Genomic DNA, 17368 nt, shown 5'->3' on the forward strand with positions numbered 1-17368 from the left:
AACCCAAAAATGACTGAGCCCGAGATGCCTGAGCCCGAGATGAAGGAGCACAGCGTGAAGGAGCACGGCGTGAAAGAGCACAGCATGAACGTCACGTCCGAGGGTGTACGGAATGCGCATGTCGTCGTCCCGATGCCAGACAAGCCCGGTATCGCCCGGCTGAGCTTCGACAACGGGGTCGCCCGGCTCGGTCTCACCGCCCGCGACGGCCTCGGGAATCTGCTGGAGGCCGACTTCGACGACCCGCTGCCGACGGTCTGGTCGGTGGACGGCAAGACGCATGTCGAGTACCCGCTCGGCTCGCGCCTCCTGCGCCGGCCCTCGCCCAGCGGCATGCGGCTCGACTCCGGCGTCCCATGGTCGGTGGACGTCCACGGCGGCGCCGCCCACGTGGACGCCGACTTCACCGGCGTTGACCTGCGTTCGCTGGCCTTCCACGCCGGGGTGGCGCACGTGTCGATCACGCTCGGCCGCCCGAGCGGGACCCGTACGGTCCGGTTCGCCTCGGCCGACGATCTCCGCATCACCCGTCCCGAGGGTGTTCCGGTACGGATCGAGGCCGCGAAGGGCCTGACCAAGGTGGCCGTCGACGACCGCTCGTTCGGAGCCGTCGGCAACGGCCTCATCGATCAGACCAGCGGCTACGGCACGGCCGAGGACCGCTACCTCGTGATCATCTCCGGTGGGGTGTCCGGCCTGACCCTGTCCTGACCGGAACGGGACGGTGGCGATCCCTGCGCCCGTTTATCTGATCCCATAAGTGGAGGCGCCCGCGTTGCCTAGGATCGAACGGTCTTGGCGGGCGGGCGCTCCAAAGGGTGGCAGATGAAGAAGGTATTGGTCTGGGCTGGAGCCAATGTCGACGTCATGGTCGCGGTGGTCCTGGCCATCGTCATCCTCTCCCTCGACATCACCGGCGTGGCCTCGACGAAGATCGTGCAGAGCGCCACGATGGCGACGCTCGCGGTGGTCGCCATCGTGCTGCTCAGGGAACGGCTCCGCGGCGACACCCAGGGCCAGGCGGTACTGGACTCGGTCGGCGAGACGCACCGGCGGCTGGACACCCTGACCCACGAGTTCCAGCGGCGTCCCGAGGTGCGCGTGGTCAGCGGCGCGGAGGCCAACCGGGTCCTGGAGGAGGCGCGGCGGGAGACCGGGCGCTGGGTCTTCCGCGGCGCGACCGGCGCGTACATCCGTGCGGTCACGCTGCCCGAGTGCGTCCGGTCGGCGCGGCCGCACCGCCGCCGGCTCGACTTCCGGCTGGAGATCCTGGACCCGATGGACCCGTCGCTGTGCGAGGAGTTCGTCGGGCTGCACCGGCGGATGGCCGCGAGTACCGACAGCCCCGAACGGTCCTGGACCGTACGGGAGACCCGGCGCGAGCTGTACGCGACCATCCTGGCCGCGTGCTGGCACCAGCAGCGGTACGAGCTGCTCGACATCGACGTCCGGCTGTCGTCCAGCTACTCGCTGCTGCGCTACGAGCTGTCCACCAGCTGCATCATCTTCACCCAGCGCGGGCCCGACTTCCCCGCCCTCGTGGTCTCCAGCGGGACGCCGAGCTACCTGTGCTGGGAGTCGGAGCTGCACGTCAGCTTCCAGCAGGCCAAGCGGCTCCGGCTGGCCGACGTCAAGGGCCTCCCGCTGGGCGAGGAGCCCACGCCGGACGAGATCCGCGCGGTCTTCCAGGGGCTGGCCATCGAGCTGCCGGCCGAGTACACCGACACCGACCTGGAGGGGATCCGGCGGCTGGCGCTGGAGTCGGCCGACCCGTACGCCCACCAGGGATCCGCTTGAGCGCACGCCTCCGCCCCGTTCCCGCCCGCTTTCCGTGCGGTGTCCGGTAAGGGCGCGGGCTGAGGGCCAGGGCCTGTCTCAAAGTGGCCTCAGCCACCGCGCGAGCGCGTTACCTGGCCGGGGAGGCGAAGCCGAAGGCGAGCCTCATCCGGGCAGATCGCGAAGCGATGCCGCGCTCGCACAAGAACCGGTCAGGTACGAGCCGCCAGGCGAGTACCTGTGCCGGGTCTTTGAAACACTGGTCAGGGTTCGGGGCGTTCGGTCAGGGGGAGCAGGACCTGGAAACGGGTGTCGCCGGGCTCGGACTCCACCCGCAGGACGCCGTGGTGCCGGTTCACCACCATCCGGTACGCGATGTCCAGGCCGAGGCCGGTGCCGTCGCCGACCGGCTTGGTGGTGAAGAACGGCTCGAAGATGCGCTCCTGGTTCTCGACCGGGATGCCGCCGCCGGTGTCGCGGATCTCCACCAGCAGCCGGTCCTCGACCGCGCGGGTGGTCACGGTGAGGGTGCCCGTGGCGGAAGAATCCGGGCCGTCCATCGCGGCGACGGCGTTGTCGATCAGGTTGGTCCACACCTGGTTGAGCTCGCCCGCGTACGCGGGGATGGTCGGCAGCGTCCGGTCGTAGTCCTTGACCACCTGGATGTCAGGGCCGATCTTGCCGGCCAGCATGACGAGGGTGGAGTCCAGGCCCTCGTGCACGTCGATCCACTGGAACGCCGCGCGGTCCATCTGGGAGTACTGCTTGGCCGCCCCCAGCAGGTTGGAGATCCGCGAGGTGGCGTCCTCGATCTCACCCATCAGCGTCTCGGTCTCCAGCGCGTACCCGAGCCAGCGCAGCGCCGCGCTCAGGAACTCCTCGCCGACCGCGTCGTTGACCTCGTCCAGATCGGCGACCGCGATCCCGGCCGGGACCAGGATCGGGGCCAGGTCCCAGCCGTCCGCGACGTCGTGGTCGTCCAGCCAGTCGGTCAGCTCGTCCTCCCGGTCGGCCACCTGCATCGCCGACATCCTCGGGACGTCCGCGACCCGCTTGACCAGCCGTTCCTGCACGTCGATCAGCTTCTCCAGCAGGCCGGGCTCGATGTCGTGCCGGGCCAGCGCCGCCAGCTTGTGCCGCATCCCGGCGACCCGCTCGCGCAGCGACGCCGTCGCCCGTACGGCCGCCGCCGCCGGGTTGTTCAGCTCGTGGTTGAGCCCGGCCGACAGCGCGCCCAGGGCGAGCAGCCGTTCCCGCTGGCCGATCACCAGCTGGGTGTTGCGGCTGCCCAGCAGCATCCCCTCCAGCAGATGGGTGGGCATCGGGAACCAGGCGCGGAACCGTTCGGCGAACTCGTCGGCCGGCAGCAGGAAGAACGAGGAGTCGGTGACCGCGTACGCGGAGGCCCCGTACCGCTGGTCCTCCTCCCCGTCCACGAAGAACTGGATCGCGCCGCAGTACACGCCGCGCTGGCCGGTGCGGTTCAGCTCCACTTCCTCGCCGCGTACGGCCCGGGTCATCCGCAGCGTTCCGGACAACAGGACGTAGAAGCAGGACGCGGGCTCGCCCTCCCGGAAGATCGCGGTGCCCTTCGAGATCGTCTCGACCCGGCCGTGCGCGGCGATCCAGTCCAGCTGTTCGGGGGTCAGCCGTTCGAACAGGAACAGCGTCCGCAGTTCCTCGGTCGTCAGGGGCTCCGTGCTGAGGGACTCTTTATTAAGGGACTCAGTGGTCACGGACTCAATATTCACGGACTCAGCGTTCGAGGACTCTGCGTTGGGAGACTCTGTGGTCACCGTTCCTCCAGGTATCTGTGCACCAGGGTCACGGCCATGGCACCCTCGCCGACCGCCGAAGCGACCCGTTTGACGGACTGGGCCCGTACGTCCCCGGCGACGAACACGCCCGGGATGGACGACTCCAGGTAGTACGGATCCCGGTCCAGATCCCAGCCGACCGGGCGGCGTCCCTCGTCCAGCAGGTCGGGGCCGGTGCAGACGAAGCCGTGCGGGTCCCGTGCCACTGTGCCGGCGAGCCATTCGGTGTGCGGTGCCGCGCCGATGAACACGAACACGTGCCCGGCCGGTACGACCTCGGTGGTCCCGCTGACGCCGTCCGACAGCGTCAGCCGCTCCAGATGCTCGCCGCCCTGCGCCTCCACCACGCTGGTACCGAGGCGTACGTCGATGTTGCCGATGCCGTTGATCTGCTCGATCAGGTAGTGCGACATCGACTGCGCGAGGTCCTTGCCCCGGACGAGCAGCGTCACCGAGCGGGCGTGCTTGGAGAAGAACACCGCCGCCTGCCCGGCCGAGTTGGCGCCGCCGACGATGTAGACGTGCTCGTCCTCACAGGCCTGCGCCTCGGTCGACGCCGAGCCGTAGTAGATCCCGCGGCCGGTCAGCTCGGCGCAGCCCTGCGCCTCCAGTGCCCGGTACATCACGCCGGTGGCCAGGATGACCGAGTGCGCGGTGATCTCCGAGCCGTCCTCGAACCGGACGACCCGCGCCGAGCCCCGAGTCTCCAGCGCCACCACGCCGCGCGCCGTGAGCACCTCGGCGCCGAACTTGCGCGCCTGCCGCCGGGCCCGGTCGGTGAGCTGGGCGCCCGACACCCCGTCCGGGAAGCCGAGGTAGTTCTCGATCCGGGAGCTTTGCCCGGCCTGCCCGCCGGTGGCCTTCTTCTCCACCAGGACGGTCCGCAGACCCTCGGACGCCCCGTACACGGCGGCGCCCAGTCCGGCCGGGCCGCCGCCGACCACGATCAGGTCGTAGAACTCCTCCGCCGGATGCGTCGACAGGCCCGCCGCCGCGGCGATCTCGGCCCCGGTCGGCCGGCTCAGCGCCTGCCCGCCCGGCGTGATCACCACCGGGATGTCGTCCGGACCGGCCGCCGCCGCCTCCAGCAGCCGCCGGCCCTCGGGCTCGTCCACCGAGTACCAGCGGTACGGGACGGCGTTGCGGGCCAGGAAGTCGCGGACCCGGTACGACGGCTCCGACCAGCGGTGCCCGACGACCTTGACCTCCTCCACCGGCCGGTCGCCGACCGCGCGCCAGGTCTCCACCAGGGCGTCCACCACCGGGTAGAGCTTCTCCTCCGGCGGGTCCCACGGCTTGAGCAGGTAGTGGTCGACGTCCACCACGTTGATCGCCTGGATCGCGGCCTCGGTGTCGGCGTACGCGGTCAGCAGGGCGCGGCGGGCGTGCGGGAACAGGTCCATCGCCTGCTCGAGGAACTCGATGCCGTTCATCTGCGGCATCCGGTAGTCGGCCAGGATCGCGGCCACCGTCTCGCCGCGCAGCTTGATCTCCCGCAGCGCCTCCAGCGCGTCGGCGCCCGAGTCGGCCCGCATCACGCGGTAGTCGCGCCCGTACCGGCGCCGCAGGTCACGGGCGACGGCGCGGGACACCGATGGATCGTCGTCGACGGTCAGCAGGATCGGCAGGCTCATGGGATGGATCATGCCTTACCGGGCCGCTGATCGTTCCGCTGAGCCAAGCCGGGCCGAACGTTCCGCCGAGCCTCCCGCCGAGCCGGGTTCGGGGCCGGGCTCGGGGTCGGCGCGGTGCTCAGCCTGAGCGCTGCCCGGCGTTCTCGCGCGCGGAGCGCCCGGCGTCCTGGCGCGCGGAGCGCGCGTGCTGGGGCCGTCTCGGCCGCTTCGGGCGCGATGGTGCGAGCAGCGCCGTTTCGAGCCGTTCCATGAGCATCAGCAGGAGCAGCACCGCGAGCGGTGCCAGCACAAACGTCAGGATCGTGCTCACCTCCCTCACAGCGAGCCGTGGCGGTGCGTAGGCGTGATGGCCCCGTGCATCCGGGTCGCAAAACCGACATAGAGCCATCTACCTCCCAAAACGCGTCCTAAACGGGCGGCAGGCAGGGAAGCGGGGCCGCACCATCCGCCCCGCACGCCACAGCGCCGGGCGGAGAGGCGATCCGCGCTGTCCGATGAGCGCGTTCTTGGAACAGAGATTGCCTCGGCGGTCGGGGCTTCCCGCGTTGGGTGAACGGATCGATCATGCCGATCGCCTGGTGCGGTCAGTGCCTGGTGTAGTCAGCGCGGTGTAGTCAGCGCGGTGCAGTCAGCGCGGTGCAGTCAGCGCAAAGTGTGGTCATCGCAAGTGCGGTCATTGCATGGTGTGGTCATTCGATTGCAGTAGGCGACGGTTTCCAATGAAGGTGCGCAATGGAGGATCGCCGATCAACGGAGAGGATTGTCGATCAACGTAAAGGTGCGGGGATTCGCCCCTACAATCGGGCGATCGGATGCCCAGTCAGGGAGGTCGACCCAGTGCGCGACGAACCCCATCCGGCATGGGTGATCGATCCGGAGACCCCGAGCGTGGCCCGGATGTACGACTACTATCTCGGCGGCAAGGACAACTTCGCCGCCGATCGAAGGGCCGCCGACCAGGTGGTGGCGGCCATGCCGAACGTGCTGGAGTTCACCCGCGCCAACCGCAGGCTGCTCTCCCGGGCCGTGACGATGCTGGCCGAACGGGGCGTACGGCAGTTCCTCGACATCGGCTCCGGCCTGCCGACTCAGGAGAACACGCACGAGGTGGCCCAGCGCGCCGCTTCCGACGCCCAGGTCATCTATGTCGACAATGACCCGATCGTGCTGGTGCATGCCCGCGCGCTGCTGGCCGACAACCCGCTGACCACGGTCGTCCAGGCCGACCTGCTCGAACCGCAGGGCATCCTCGACCATCCCGAGGTCAAGGCCAGGATCGACTTCGACCAGCCGGTGGCCGTGCTACTCCTGGCCATCCTGCACTTCATCCCGGACGAGGCGCGTCCCGCCGAGATCGTGTCGACGCTTCGGGCGCCGCTCGTCCCCGGTAGCCACCTGGTCATCTCGCACGGCCATCGCGGCAGGGTCACCCAGGAGATCGAGACCCAGGTGCGTTCCGCGTACGGCAGGACCGGTGCCCGCGACATCATCCCCCGGGGTCCGGAGGAGGTCATGGCCTTCTTCGACGGCACCGAGCTGGTCGGATCCGGCCTGGTCCAGGTCGCCGACTGGCGGCCCGATGGCGACCCGTTCGAGCCGGACATGAGCAGGCCGGGCTTCCTCGGCGGCGTGGGAAGGGTGGTCTGATGCTCCCGCACGAGTTCGTGTTCGACCGGACGTTCACCGAGGATCCGTACGCCGCGTACGCCGAACTGCGGGCCAAGGGGCCGGTCCATCCGATCGACTTCCCGCGCGGCACCACGGCCTTCCTGGTCGTCGACCACGAGCACGGGCGGGCCGCGCTCAGCGATCCCCGCCTGTCCAAGGACAGCGCGCACAGCAGCGTGCCCGTGGACGGCGACATGTTCTTCGGCGGCACCATGCTCGGCATGGACCCGCCCGACCACACCCGCCTGCGCGGGCTGGTCGCCAAGGCGTTCACCGGCCGCCGGGTCGAGGCGCTGCGGCCCCGCGTCGAGGAGATCACCGCCGCGCTGCTCGACAAGCTCGCCGCCGCCGGCGAGGCCGACCTCATCGAGGCGTTCGCCGTGCCGCTGCCGATCCAGGTCATCTGCGAGCTGCTCGGCGTGCCCGCGTCGGACCGCGACCGCTTCCGCGAGTGGACCGCCGTGCTGACCGTCCCGGCCCGTACCGCCGAAGCTCGCGAGCGCCGCCGCGACGCCGCCCTCGCGTTCCACCACTACCTGACCGGCGTCTTCGCCGAGCGCCGCGCCCGTCCCCAGGACGACCTGATCAGCGGCCTGATCGACGCCCGCGACGGTGCCGCCGCGCTGACCGAGGCCGCGCTGACCGAAACCGAGCTGCTGAACACCATCGCGCTGCTGCTCGTCGCCGGGCACGAGACCACGGTCAACCTCATCGGCAACGGTGTTCTGGCCCTGCTCCAGGCCCCTGACCAGCTCGAACTCCTCCGCAAGCGGCCCGAACTGCTCCCGGCCGCGATCGAGGAACTGCTGCGGTACGACGGCCCGGTCGAGCGGGCGAGCCAGCGCATCGCCCTGGAGGACATGGAGATCGCCGGGACCCCGATCCCCAAGGGCGCCTGGATACACGTCTCGCTGGGCGCCGCCGGCCGCGACCCCGGCGCGTTCGACGGCCCGGACGACCTGGACGTCACCCGTACGCCCAACCGCCACGTCGCGTTCGGGCACGGCCTGCACTTCTGCCTGGGCGCCCCGCTGGCCCGGCTCGAAGGGCAGATCGCGATCGGCGGGCTGCTGGACCGCTTCCCCGATCTCGCCCTCGCCGTCCCCGCCACGGATCTGCGCCACCACCCCACCGGCTCGATCGTCCGGGGATTGGTCTCCCTTCCTGTACGCGTTTGAAGGGCTGCACGCGTTTGAAGGGCTGCACGCGTTTGAGGGCTGCGCGCGGCTGAAGCGCTGGGACGGACACCACTCGAACGCGGCGCCCGGCTGTGATCCTGGCTAGGGCGAGATCGCCCGTTCGCGGGTCGGGTGTACCCGGGACGGGGTGCCCGGCCGTCGCGTCTGAGCAGCCGGAGTGCCCCCGAACGTGTGGTTCGCCGACACCTTTCCATGATCCACTTATCGGATTCCGATAGGACCCCACCAGAAGCCGCTCTTAATCTTTCGGCGATCTGTTGCAGCGAATCGACCGGCCATGACGAATGGCCGGATCCGCCATTCCGCTCCCGCTGGTGGGTGTCCATGTCGACCATTGCCGATCAACCGTCCGAGAAGACCGTTCCGGCCCCTGATGGCAGGCGCTCAGGGCGCGGTCCGTGGCCGCTGATCACCAGGTTGCATTTCTACGCGGGCGTTCTGGTCGCCCCGTTCCTGATCCTGGCGCTGCTGACCGGGCTGGCCTACGCGTTCACACCGCAGCTCGACCGGCTCGTCTACGGCGACGAGCTGCGCGTCGAACGGGTCGCCGGCACGCCCCGTCCACTGGCCGAGCAGGTACGGGCGGCCCGTACCGCTCACCCGGAAGGCAGCGTCAGCTCGGTCATCTCACCCGCGACGGCGGAGGACACCACGCGGATCGTGCTGTCGGTGCCGGAGCTGAAGCCCAAGCAGCGAACGGTGTACGTCGACCCGTACAGCGGCGAGGTGACCGGCGCGCTGACCACCGACTCCGGCTCGACACCGGTCACGACCTGGCTGAGCGAGCTGCACCGCAGCCTGCATCTGGGCGAGGCCGGGAGCCTGTACTCGGAGCTGGCCGCGAGCTGGCTGTGGGTGATCGTGCTCGGCGGGGTGGTCATGTGGTTCGGCCGCCGCCGGCACTATCGCGGTACCGCACGGGCGCACCGGGCACTGTGGCACGACCGCTCCGCACGCGGCGTCCGCCGTACGCGCGGCCGCCACGCCGCGCTGGGTGTGTGGCTGGCCGCCGGCCTGCTGCTCCTCAGCGCCACCGGCCTGACCTGGACGAACCATGCCGGCGCCCGGTTCGACAAGCTCCAGGCGGGCGTTCGTTCGACCCCGCCGGAACTCGACACCGGCGTACCGTCGAGCGGGGCACACCATCACGGTACGGGCGGTTCCGCCGGCGATCCGGCCACGCATATCGACCACGTCCTCGCGGCGGCCCGTACGGCCGGACTGAATGGCCCTGTCGAGCTGGGCCCGCCGGAGAAGCCCGGGACCGCCTGGACGGTCACGCAGGTCGACGACGTCTGGCCGGTGCGCAAGGACAAGGTGGCCGTCGATGCCGCCGCGATGAAGGTCACCGACCGGGTCGGCTGGTCCGAGCATCCGCCGATGGCCAAGCTCAGCTCGCTGGGCATCCAGCTGCACATGGGCAAGCTCTTCGGGATCGCGAACCAGCTCGCGCTGGCCTTCCTCGCGCTCGGCCTGCTGACCGTCCTCCTGTGGGGCTACCGCATGTGGTGGCAGCGCCGCCCCACGCGCGACTCGTCCAGAGCGATCGCCGGCCGTCCGCCCGCACGCGGCGCGCTGCGGCAACTGCCAGTCCCCGCGCTGCTTTTTCTCATCGTGGTCGTCGCGGCCATCGGCTGGTCCCTCCCCGTGCTGGGCATCAGCCTGCTGGCCTTCCTGGCCCTGGACACCCTCACCGGCATGGCCCGCAGCGCCACCCGGCGTACCTGACGCCGCGCGGCGGCCCCTCGTCACTCCTGCGAGGGGCCGCCGTCAGGTGTCCGTGTCACTCGGCGTCGAGGGCGGCGGCTTGGGCGATGTAGTCGCGCAGAGCGTCCTCGTTCAGGGTGTCCAGGGACTTCAGCTTGACGTGCCTGGTCTTCTTGCCCGCGCCGGCCAGCAGCCCGTGCGCGTCGGTGAAGTCGGCGCCGCGGTCGAACGCGAACGTCAGGTGCGTCTTGCTCACGCTGATGATGGCCAGGCCCTTCTTGCCCTTCCATGCGGGCGATCCGTACATCGCCGTCTCCCCGGCCTCGGGTGCGCATTCGCGGACGAGGTCGCGAAGGGCCGCGACGATGGGGCGGTAATGGTCGGGGACCTTGGCGTCCACGGCCTTGTCGAAGTCTGCGCTGGTCATCGGGCGGCACCTTTCTCGGGCGGCTCTTCGGGCGGCGCTGGTCGCTCGGTCGGGGATCCAGCGTCAGTCGGCCAGGAGGGTCACTCGGCCGGGAGGGTCAGTCGACCATGGCTCCGGCGGAGATGTTGACCTGGGTGGAGGTCAGGCTGGCGGCGTGGTCGGAGGCCAGGAACGCGGCGACGCGGCCGACGTCGGCGAGGGTCGCGGCGCGCTTGAGAAGGGTGGCGTCCACCATCTGCTGCTTGATGGGCTCCATCTGCGGCATGTCCCCTATGGACTCCGGGATGCCGCCGGTACGGATCGACAGGACGCGGATCGAGTGCTGGCCGAGCTCGCAGGCCCACTGGCGGCGCATCGCCTCGACCATGTCGCAGCCGACCTGGACGGTCCCGAGGCCGGGCATGTGGGCGGTGCTGTCGGAGCCGCCGAAGTGCAGGATCACGCCGGAGCCCTGCTTGATCATGTGGCGGGCGGCGGCCTGCGTGGTGAGCAGGAACGTCCGGGCCACCTTCTCCATGGCGCGGGAGAAGTCCCCGATCGGCATCTCGATCAGCGGCATGAAGAGCGCGTCGTGCGAGATGAGGTTGACCGAGATGTCGATGCCGCCCGCGGTCGCCGCCACCGTGTCGACATAGCCGTTGACGGCGTCCTCGTCGAGGGCGTCCACCCAGGCGGTCTCGGCGAGGCCGCCGGCCTGCCGGATGTCGTCGGCGACGGTGTCGAGCGTCGCGGGCGTGCGGCCGGCCAGGAAGACGCGGGCGCCCTCGGCGGCGAAGCCGCGTGCCATGGCGCCGCCGATCGCGCCGCCGCCGCCGTAGATGACCGCGGTCTTGTTCTCGAGAAGCATGGCTTTCTCCGTCCCTTGAAGGCCTGTGACCTCTGAGGCTTGTGACCTCGAAACTAGGCCTGGGGGGACGGGGCCCGCATCGGTCAGGATACGGGCCTTGAACGGTGCTGGTCCGAGGGCGGTACGAGCAGGGTCAGGGGCTTGCGGAGGAGGTTCCGCGGGCGTGCGGACTGGCGGGGTAAGTCAGGTGACCGATACGAGCTGGGCCAGTTCCATGCGCCGGGTGACGCCGATCTTCGGGTACGCCTTGTAGAGGTGGTGGCCGACCGTCCGGGGGCTCAGGTACAGCTGCGCGCCGATCTCCCGGTTGCTGAGTCCGGCGGCGGCGAGCCGTACGACCTGCAATTCCTGCGGGGTCAGCCGCTTGAGGGGGTCGGTGTCCTGGGCGCGCGCGGTCGGGCGGTCGCCGAGGACCTCCAGTTCGGTACGGGAGCGTTCGGCCCAGTGTTCGGCGCCGATCCTGGCGAAGGCGTCCTGGGCGGCGGCGAGTTCGGTGCGGGCCTCGGTACGGCGGCGCCGGCGGCGCAGCCATTCGCCGTAGAGGAGCCGGGTCCGCGCGGCGTCGTAGGCGCGGTCACCGTGCAGGTCCAGTGCGGAGCGGTAGAGCTCGTCCGCCTCGTCTCCCTCGGCCAGGAGTGCCCGGCAGCGCGTCAGGAGGGCGGGGGACGATGTGGCCTCGGCCCATGCCTCGAAGGCGGGCAGATGGGCGCGGGCGGCGTCCGGGCGTCCGGCTCGTACGGCGGCTTCCACCTGATCCGGTACGGCGCGGATCAGCAGATCGTGCCGGGCGGGCCCGCTGCAGACCGCGTCGAGGCGTTCGAGGGCGGTCTCGGCCTGGCCGGTGGCGAGGTCGAGCAGGCCCAGGCCCCAGGACGCCAGCGCGGCGTTGGTCGGGTGCAGCTCGGCCAGCTCCAGCGCTTCGGGTGCCAGCGAGCGGCTGCGTTCCGCGTCGGACTCCAGCCGGACGGCGATGCACTTCAGCACGCTGACCTGCATGTCCATGCCGATGTCGGCGGCCAGCGACATGCCTTCGGTGACGGCCGACTCGGCGCCGCGTAGATCGCCGAGGAGGATCCGTCCGATCGCGAGGGGTTCCAGCACGTACGGGAGCCAGCCCAGCGCGCCCTGCGCCCGCGCCTCGCCGGCCAGCGTCTCCAGCAGTGCGGTCGCGGCCTCGTCGTCGGCCACCAGAAGCCCCATGAACCCGGCGATGAGGCGCTCCACGAACTCCGGGACGTCGCCTGCCAGCGCGGACTCGAGCAGCGCGCGCATCGGCGGGACGGCCTCGGGCGCGCCGTCGACCATCCGCCCGTACGCGATCAGGCCCGCGGTGACCGGGGCCTGTGGCGATCCCGCCGGCAGCCGTACCTTTTCCAGCTCCTCGACGCTGCGCCGGACGAGATCGTGCGCGCAGGCGTCGCGGGCCGCCCAGACGGCCTCGGTCAGCATCGAGACGGCCTGCTCGGGATCGCTTCCGGTGATGAGCGCCGCACCCTCCAGCGCGAGGGCGGCGTCGGCGGCGGGTGACGTGCGCTCGTAGGCGACCTGCGCGCGGATGTAGGTGGCCTCGGCGACGACGCCGTTCTCCCTGGTCAGGGACGCAGCCTCGGCGGCGAGCCGGGTCGCCCGGTCCGGCTGGCCCGCATCGTAGGCCGCCCGCGCCGCGTGCACGATCCGCCGGGCCTTCCCCTCCTGCTCGGTGCTGAGCCGCGCGGCGCGCTCGTACGCGGCGGCGACGGCTGCCGTTCCGCCGCGCTGCCCGGCGCGGTGCGCGGCCTGCTCCAGTTCGGCCGCGACCTTCTCGTCCGGGCCGGTGGCCGCCGCGGCCAGGTGCCAGGCGCGGCGGTCGGCGTGCGCGTCACCGGTCAGGGTTCTGGCCAGGGCGTCGTGTACGGCGATCCGCTGGTGATGCGTGGCGTTCTGGTACGTGACGGCGCGGATGAGCGGATGCCGGAACCGCACCTCGTCGCCGTTGAGCACCACCAGCCGCGCCTCCTCGGCGGGACCCAGATCGGCCGCGCCGAGCCCCAGGGAGTCGGCGGCGCGCAGCACGATGCCGAGATCGGCGGTGCCGTCCGCCGCCACCACCAGGAGCAGCAGGCGGGTCGCCTTCGGCAGCCCGCCGAGCTGGAGGCGGAACGTCTCCTGGATCCGCCCGCTCACCGGCAGCGGCCCGACCGGATGCTGCGCCGGCTGCGATGCGAGGACACCGGCCAGCTCGATGAGGGCGAGCGGGTTGCCGCCCGCCTCGTCCAGCAGCCGTTCCCGTACCGGAACGGTCAGGCCGGGCGCGTGCGCGTCCACCAGAGCCTGCGCGCGGGTACGGTCCAGGCCGTCCAGCCGCAGGACGTCGAGGCCGGGGACGGGGAACGGGCGGGCCGCGTCCCGGACCGCGAAGATCATGGAGATCGGGTCGGCGCTCAGCCGCCGGGCGGCGAAGAACAGCGCGTCGCGGGAGGCCGGGTCGAGCCACTGCGCGTCGTCGACGAGGCACAGCAGCGGCCGGTCGCCGGCCAGCTCGGACAGCAGCGTGAGGGTGGCCGCGCCGATCAGGAAGCGGTCGTTGACCGGCGCGCGGGTGAGCCCGAACGCCGACTTCAGCGCGGCCGCCTGCTGCTCCGGCAGCGCGTCGAAGCGGTCGGCGTACGGGTAGAGCATCAGATGCAGCCCGCTGAACGGCAGTTCGGTCTCGGATTCGATGCCGGTGGCCCGTACGAGCCGCATGTCCCCGGCCTCCGCCGCGACATGGTCGAGCAGCGCGGTCTTGCCGATGCCCGCCTCGCCCCTGACCACCACCGTCCTGCTCAGCCCGAGCCGGGCGTCCGCGAGCAGCCCGGAGATGCGATCCCGTTCGCGGCCTCGGCCAATCAGCACGCCGAAACAGTAACAAGGCAGGATTTCCGCAGGTGGCACTGCGAACCAGAACCGCGGTCCGGAAGTGGACGCCCTACGCGTCCGCGCCGGAGCGCAGATAGGCGAGCACGGCGAGGACCCGGCGGTGGGTGTCCTCGGCCTGCGGCAGGTCGAGCTTGGTCAGGATGCTCCCGACATGCTTGCCCACGGTCGCCTCGGAGATGACCAGCCGCCTGGCGATGGCGCCGTTGGAGTGGCCCTCGGCGATCAGGCCGAGCACCTCGTGCTCCCGCTCCGACAGCCCGGCCAGCGGGTCCCGGCGCCGGCCGAGCAGCTGCCGCACGACCTGCGGATCCACCACCGTGCCGCCGGCCAGCACCTGGTGGAGCGCGGCGACGAAGTCCTCGATGTCGACGATCCGGTCCTTGAGGAGGTAGCCGACCCGGCGCCCGCCGCCGGAGTCGAGCAGCTCGGCCGCGTAGCTCGCCTCCACGTACTGGCTCAGCGCCACCACCGCGAGCCCGGGCCGCTCGCGGCGCAGGTCCACGGCGGCGCGCAGCCCCTCGTCGCTGTGCTCGGGCGGCATCCGGATATCGGTGATGACCAGGTCCGGCTCGTGCTCGGCGACGGCGGAGCGGAGCGCGTCGGCGTCGTCCACGGCGGCGGCGACCTCGAACCCGAAGCGGGTGAGCAGGCTGGACAGCCCCTCGCGCAGGAGTACGCCGTCCTCGGCCAGGACTACCCGGACGGGCGGGTCGGATCGATCGGGTCGCACGAGAGCTCCACGCGTAGCAGCGTCGGTCCTCCGGACGGACTCGACAGGAACATTCTGCCGTCGATCACGGCCACCCGGTCCGCGAGCCCGGTCAGGCCCGTTCCGCGCTCCGGGTCCGCGCCACCGTTCCCGTCGTCCTCGACCTGCACCGCGAGGAGCCCGTCGTCCAGGCGCACGGTCACGGCCGCCCTGGTGCCGCCACTGTGCTTGGCGGCGTTGGCGAGCGCCTCGGCGACCACGAAGTAGGCCGTCGTCTCCACGCTGCCGGGCGGCCGTACGGGTAGCTCGGCGTCGATCGTCACCGGGAAAGCGGATCGGTCGGCGAGTTCGCCCAGCGCGGCCGGGAGCCCCCGGTCGGTCAGGACCTGGGGATGGATGCCGTGAATCAGCTCCCGTAGCTCGACCATGAGCCGCTTGGCCTGGTGGTGTGCCGCGCCGATCCGTTCCGCCGCCGCCGAACCCGGCGGTACGTCGAGGCGGGCGAGACCGATCTGCAGGGTCAGGCCGATGAGGCTCTGCTGCGCGCCGTCGTGCAGGTCGCGTTCGATGCGGCGGCGTTCGGTCTGGAACGCGTCCACCAACCGCGCCCGCGAACGTGCCACTTCCACCAGTTCGGCGCGCAGATGCTCGCTGGAGCCGGGCCCGAGGAGCGTCCGTACGGTCAGCGCGTGCAGCCCGGCCAGTAGCGCCATCAGGTAGGGGATGGCCACCAAGAGCACACCCGCCGCCAATGCGTACGGGAGGGCGTCCCCAGACGTACTGACATTGCTCATGCCCAAGGCCACATGCCCGGTGTCGCCCAGCAAGATGAACGGGCTCACCAGTGCGGTGAGCATCCAGAAGAGTGCCAGGGCCAGCATGGTGGCCAGTACGGGCGTCACCGCGATGAACAGGCACGCGTAGCCGAATTCGCGCCACGTGGCGGCCTCCGTATAGCGCGCCTTCGACCACCTTTTGCTCGCTGCTCTGTGGCCTGAACGCAGCGCCCGGCCGTCCACCATGCGCAGACGACCCCGTTCCAGGTCCGCCAGAGGGAGCGCGAGCAGCGGTCCTAGCGCGATGAACGCGACGACACTCAACCCGATGAGGACAGGGGACCGCGCCACCGCAAGGGCCCACAGCAGGCAGAGCGATGCCAGCGGTACGGATACCAGCGTGCCCGTTATGAAGTAACCGGCCGCTCGCCATGGCCACCCGCTGAGGAGGAACCGGCGTCGTCTGACCGCCTCAAAGGGGGAACGCGGTCGGTCGGTGGGCACAGGCGTACGCTAACCGACCCCGGCGGAGGTAGGGCTAGCCATACCTCCAGGTTGGTGGGCCACCGTGATGTGGACGAGGGGGCCGCAGCGATGGGATTCAAGGCATGAACATTACGACTCCCGTTCGCAGGACCGCCGCCCCTTTGGCCGGTCTCGCCGGCATGGCTCTGGTCGCAGGGCTGTTCCACAGCGCATCCGCTACGGAACCCGCCCGTTCAGCCTCGTTGGCAGCTTCCAAGGGCGCGCAATGGAACCAGACCTGGGGCGCGGCCATGCACAAGCCCCTCGCCGGCAGTGAGGACAACGGCGTCAACTGGTCGATGGAGGGATTCAAGAACCAGTCGCTGCGCCAGGTCGTCCGGGTGAGCGAGCCAGGGGACAAAGTCCGGATCCGGCTGTCCAACCTGTACGGGACCAAGCCGCTGAAGATCGCCGGTGCCACGATCGCCCGTTCCGCCGGCGGGGCGAAGGCATGGCCCGAGACGGTACGGAAGGTGACGTTCGGAGGCGCCCCTTCCACTGCCGTACGGCCCGGCGCGGAACTCGTCGGCGATTCCGTCGCGCTGCCCACGTCACCGCTGGAGAAGCTGGTCATCACCCTGCGCTTCGCGGAGGCGACCGGGCCCGCCACGTTCCATCGCTTCACGACACAGACGGCCTACCGCGCCGCGGGCGACCACCTGGCCGACATCGGGTCCGGCGCGTACGAGCAGTCGACCGACGCCGTCTACTACCTGGCGGGCGTGGACGTGGCCGGCGATCGCGGCAAGGGCACCGTGGTGGCCTTCGGTGACTCGCTCATCGACGGTGTCGGCGCCACGCCCGGAGCCGACTCGCGGCTGCCCGACATCCTGGCCGAACGCCTCGCCGCGACGGGCGACCCGGCCGCCGTCGTGAACGCCGGCATCGGCGGCAACCGGCTGCTCAACGACTCCCCGTGCTACGGCGACAAGGCCCTGAGCCGGTTCGAGCGCGACGTCCTGGACCGTCCCGGCGTACGGTCCGTCATCGTGCATCTCGGCGCCAACGACATCCGCCACAGCCCCGGCGATCCCTGCCTCCCCCAGGCCGCGGCGCCGACCGCGCGGCAGGTCATCGACGGTCACCGGCGGCTCATCAGGGCCGCCCACGATCACGGGATCAAGGCCACGGGCGTGACGATCCTGCCGCTGAAGGGCGCCCTCTTCCCCGGTTGGACGGCGGACGTCGAGAAGCTTCGCGACGCCGTCAACCACTGGATCCGTACGAGCGGTGAGTACGACACCGTCCTGGACGCGGACAAGGCCATGGCCGATACCCCCGACCCCGACAGGTCCCGTCCCGCCTACGTCTTCGAGGACGGCCTGCACCCCAACGACGCGGGCTACCACGCGATCGCCCGCGCCATCGATCTCCGCGCGCTCTGA

Annotated in this window: 14 protein-coding genes; 6 read left to right on the plus strand and 8 right to left on the minus strand. The window is 70.9% G+C overall.

The window, feature by feature from the left end:
- The first annotated feature begins 9 nt into the window (after nucleotides 1-9).
- Both ACH34Q_RS32745 and ACH34Q_RS32750 read left to right on the plus strand, forming a co-directional pair.
- The gene (locus tag ACH34Q_RS32745) at nucleotides 10-711 is read left to right on the plus strand and encodes a hypothetical protein (protein WP_395986989.1); all 702 of its coding nucleotides are present in this window, start codon (nucleotides 10-12) and stop codon (nucleotides 709-711) included.
- A 114-nt stretch (nucleotides 712-825) separates the two neighbouring features.
- Nucleotides 826-1797, plus strand: coding sequence for a hypothetical protein (locus ACH34Q_RS32750; RefSeq protein ID WP_395986990.1), 972 nt, complete (start codon nucleotides 826-828; stop codon nucleotides 1795-1797).
- A gap of 242 nt (nucleotides 1798-2039) precedes the next feature.
- On the opposite strand, the gene ACH34Q_RS32755 is transcribed toward ACH34Q_RS32750, so the two are convergent.
- From ACH34Q_RS32755 to ACH34Q_RS32765, 3 genes are all read right to left on the minus strand, one after another.
- Entirely contained in the window at nucleotides 2040-3512 is a 1473-nt protein-coding gene (locus ACH34Q_RS32755; protein WP_395986991.1) for an ATP-binding protein, read from the minus strand.
- Between the two features lie 56 nt (nucleotides 3513-3568).
- Nucleotides 3569-5227 carry an FAD-dependent oxidoreductase gene (locus ACH34Q_RS32760; RefSeq protein WP_395986992.1) on the minus strand — a complete coding sequence of 553 codons (1659 nt, stop codon included), beginning with the start codon at nucleotides 5225-5227 and terminating at the stop codon, nucleotides 3569-3571.
- 118 nt (nucleotides 5228-5345) lie between these two features.
- Nucleotides 5346-5537 (minus strand): hypothetical protein, encoded by a 192-nt coding sequence (locus ACH34Q_RS32765; protein WP_395986993.1) that lies wholly within the window; start codon nucleotides 5535-5537, stop codon nucleotides 5346-5348.
- A gap of 527 nt (nucleotides 5538-6064) precedes the next feature.
- Here ACH34Q_RS32765 and ACH34Q_RS32770 point away from each other — a divergent pair.
- The 3 genes from ACH34Q_RS32770 to ACH34Q_RS32780 all read left to right on the plus strand — a co-directional run bounded on the left by ACH34Q_RS32770 (nucleotide 6065) and on the right by ACH34Q_RS32780 (nucleotide 9822).
- Nucleotides 6065-6874, plus strand: a complete 810-nt coding sequence (locus ACH34Q_RS32770) for an SAM-dependent methyltransferase (RefSeq protein WP_395986994.1) — start codon at nucleotides 6065-6067, stop codon at nucleotides 6872-6874.
- Entirely contained in the window at nucleotides 6874-8073 is a 1200-nt protein-coding gene (locus tag ACH34Q_RS32775; protein WP_395986995.1) for a cytochrome P450, read from the plus strand. The genes ACH34Q_RS32770 and ACH34Q_RS32775 overlap by 1 nt, the downstream gene beginning before the upstream one ends.
- 345 nt (nucleotides 8074-8418) lie before the next feature.
- Nucleotides 8419-9822, plus strand: a complete 1404-nt coding sequence (locus ACH34Q_RS32780) for a PepSY-associated TM helix domain-containing protein (RefSeq protein ID WP_395986996.1) — start codon at nucleotides 8419-8421, stop codon at nucleotides 9820-9822.
- A 55-nt stretch (nucleotides 9823-9877) separates the two neighbouring features.
- Here the strand turns inward: ACH34Q_RS32780 and ACH34Q_RS32785 are convergent, their stop codons facing one another.
- The 5 genes from ACH34Q_RS32785 to ACH34Q_RS32805 all read right to left on the minus strand — a co-directional run bounded on the left by ACH34Q_RS32785 (nucleotide 9878) and on the right by ACH34Q_RS32805 (nucleotide 15962).
- Nucleotides 9878-10228 carry a DUF1801 domain-containing protein gene (locus ACH34Q_RS32785; protein ID WP_395986997.1) on the minus strand — a complete coding sequence of 117 codons (351 nt, stop codon included), beginning with the start codon at nucleotides 10226-10228 and terminating at the stop codon, nucleotides 9878-9880.
- 97 nt (nucleotides 10229-10325) lie between these two features.
- On the minus strand, nucleotides 10326-11075 hold the full coding sequence (locus ACH34Q_RS32790) for an SDR family NAD(P)-dependent oxidoreductase (RefSeq protein ID WP_395986998.1): 750 nt from the start codon (nucleotides 11073-11075) through the stop codon (nucleotides 10326-10328).
- Between the two features lie 183 nt (nucleotides 11076-11258).
- Nucleotides 11259-13949 carry an AAA family ATPase gene (locus ACH34Q_RS32795; protein WP_395986999.1) on the minus strand — a complete coding sequence of 897 codons (2691 nt, stop codon included), beginning with the start codon at nucleotides 13947-13949 and terminating at the stop codon, nucleotides 11259-11261.
- Nucleotides 13950-14022: 73 nt separating this feature from the next.
- A complete protein-coding gene (locus ACH34Q_RS32800; protein ID WP_395987000.1) occupies nucleotides 14023-14703 on the minus strand; it encodes a response regulator in 681 nt (226 codons plus the stop codon).
- Entirely contained in the window at nucleotides 14667-15962 is a 1296-nt protein-coding gene (locus ACH34Q_RS32805; RefSeq protein ID WP_395987001.1) for a sensor histidine kinase, read from the minus strand. The genes ACH34Q_RS32800 and ACH34Q_RS32805 overlap by 37 nt, the downstream gene beginning before the upstream one ends.
- 224 nt (nucleotides 15963-16186) lie before the next feature.
- On the opposite strand from ACH34Q_RS32805, the gene ACH34Q_RS32810 reads away from it, so the two are divergent.
- Nucleotides 16187-17368 carry an SGNH/GDSL hydrolase family protein gene (locus tag ACH34Q_RS32810; RefSeq protein WP_395987002.1) on the plus strand — a complete coding sequence of 394 codons (1182 nt, stop codon included), beginning with the start codon at nucleotides 16187-16189 and terminating at the stop codon, nucleotides 17366-17368.

The sequence above is a fragment of the Actinomadura sp. 9N407 genome (assembly GCF_044326315.1).
GTDB lineage: Bacteria > Actinomycetota > Actinomycetes > Streptosporangiales > Streptosporangiaceae > Spirillospora.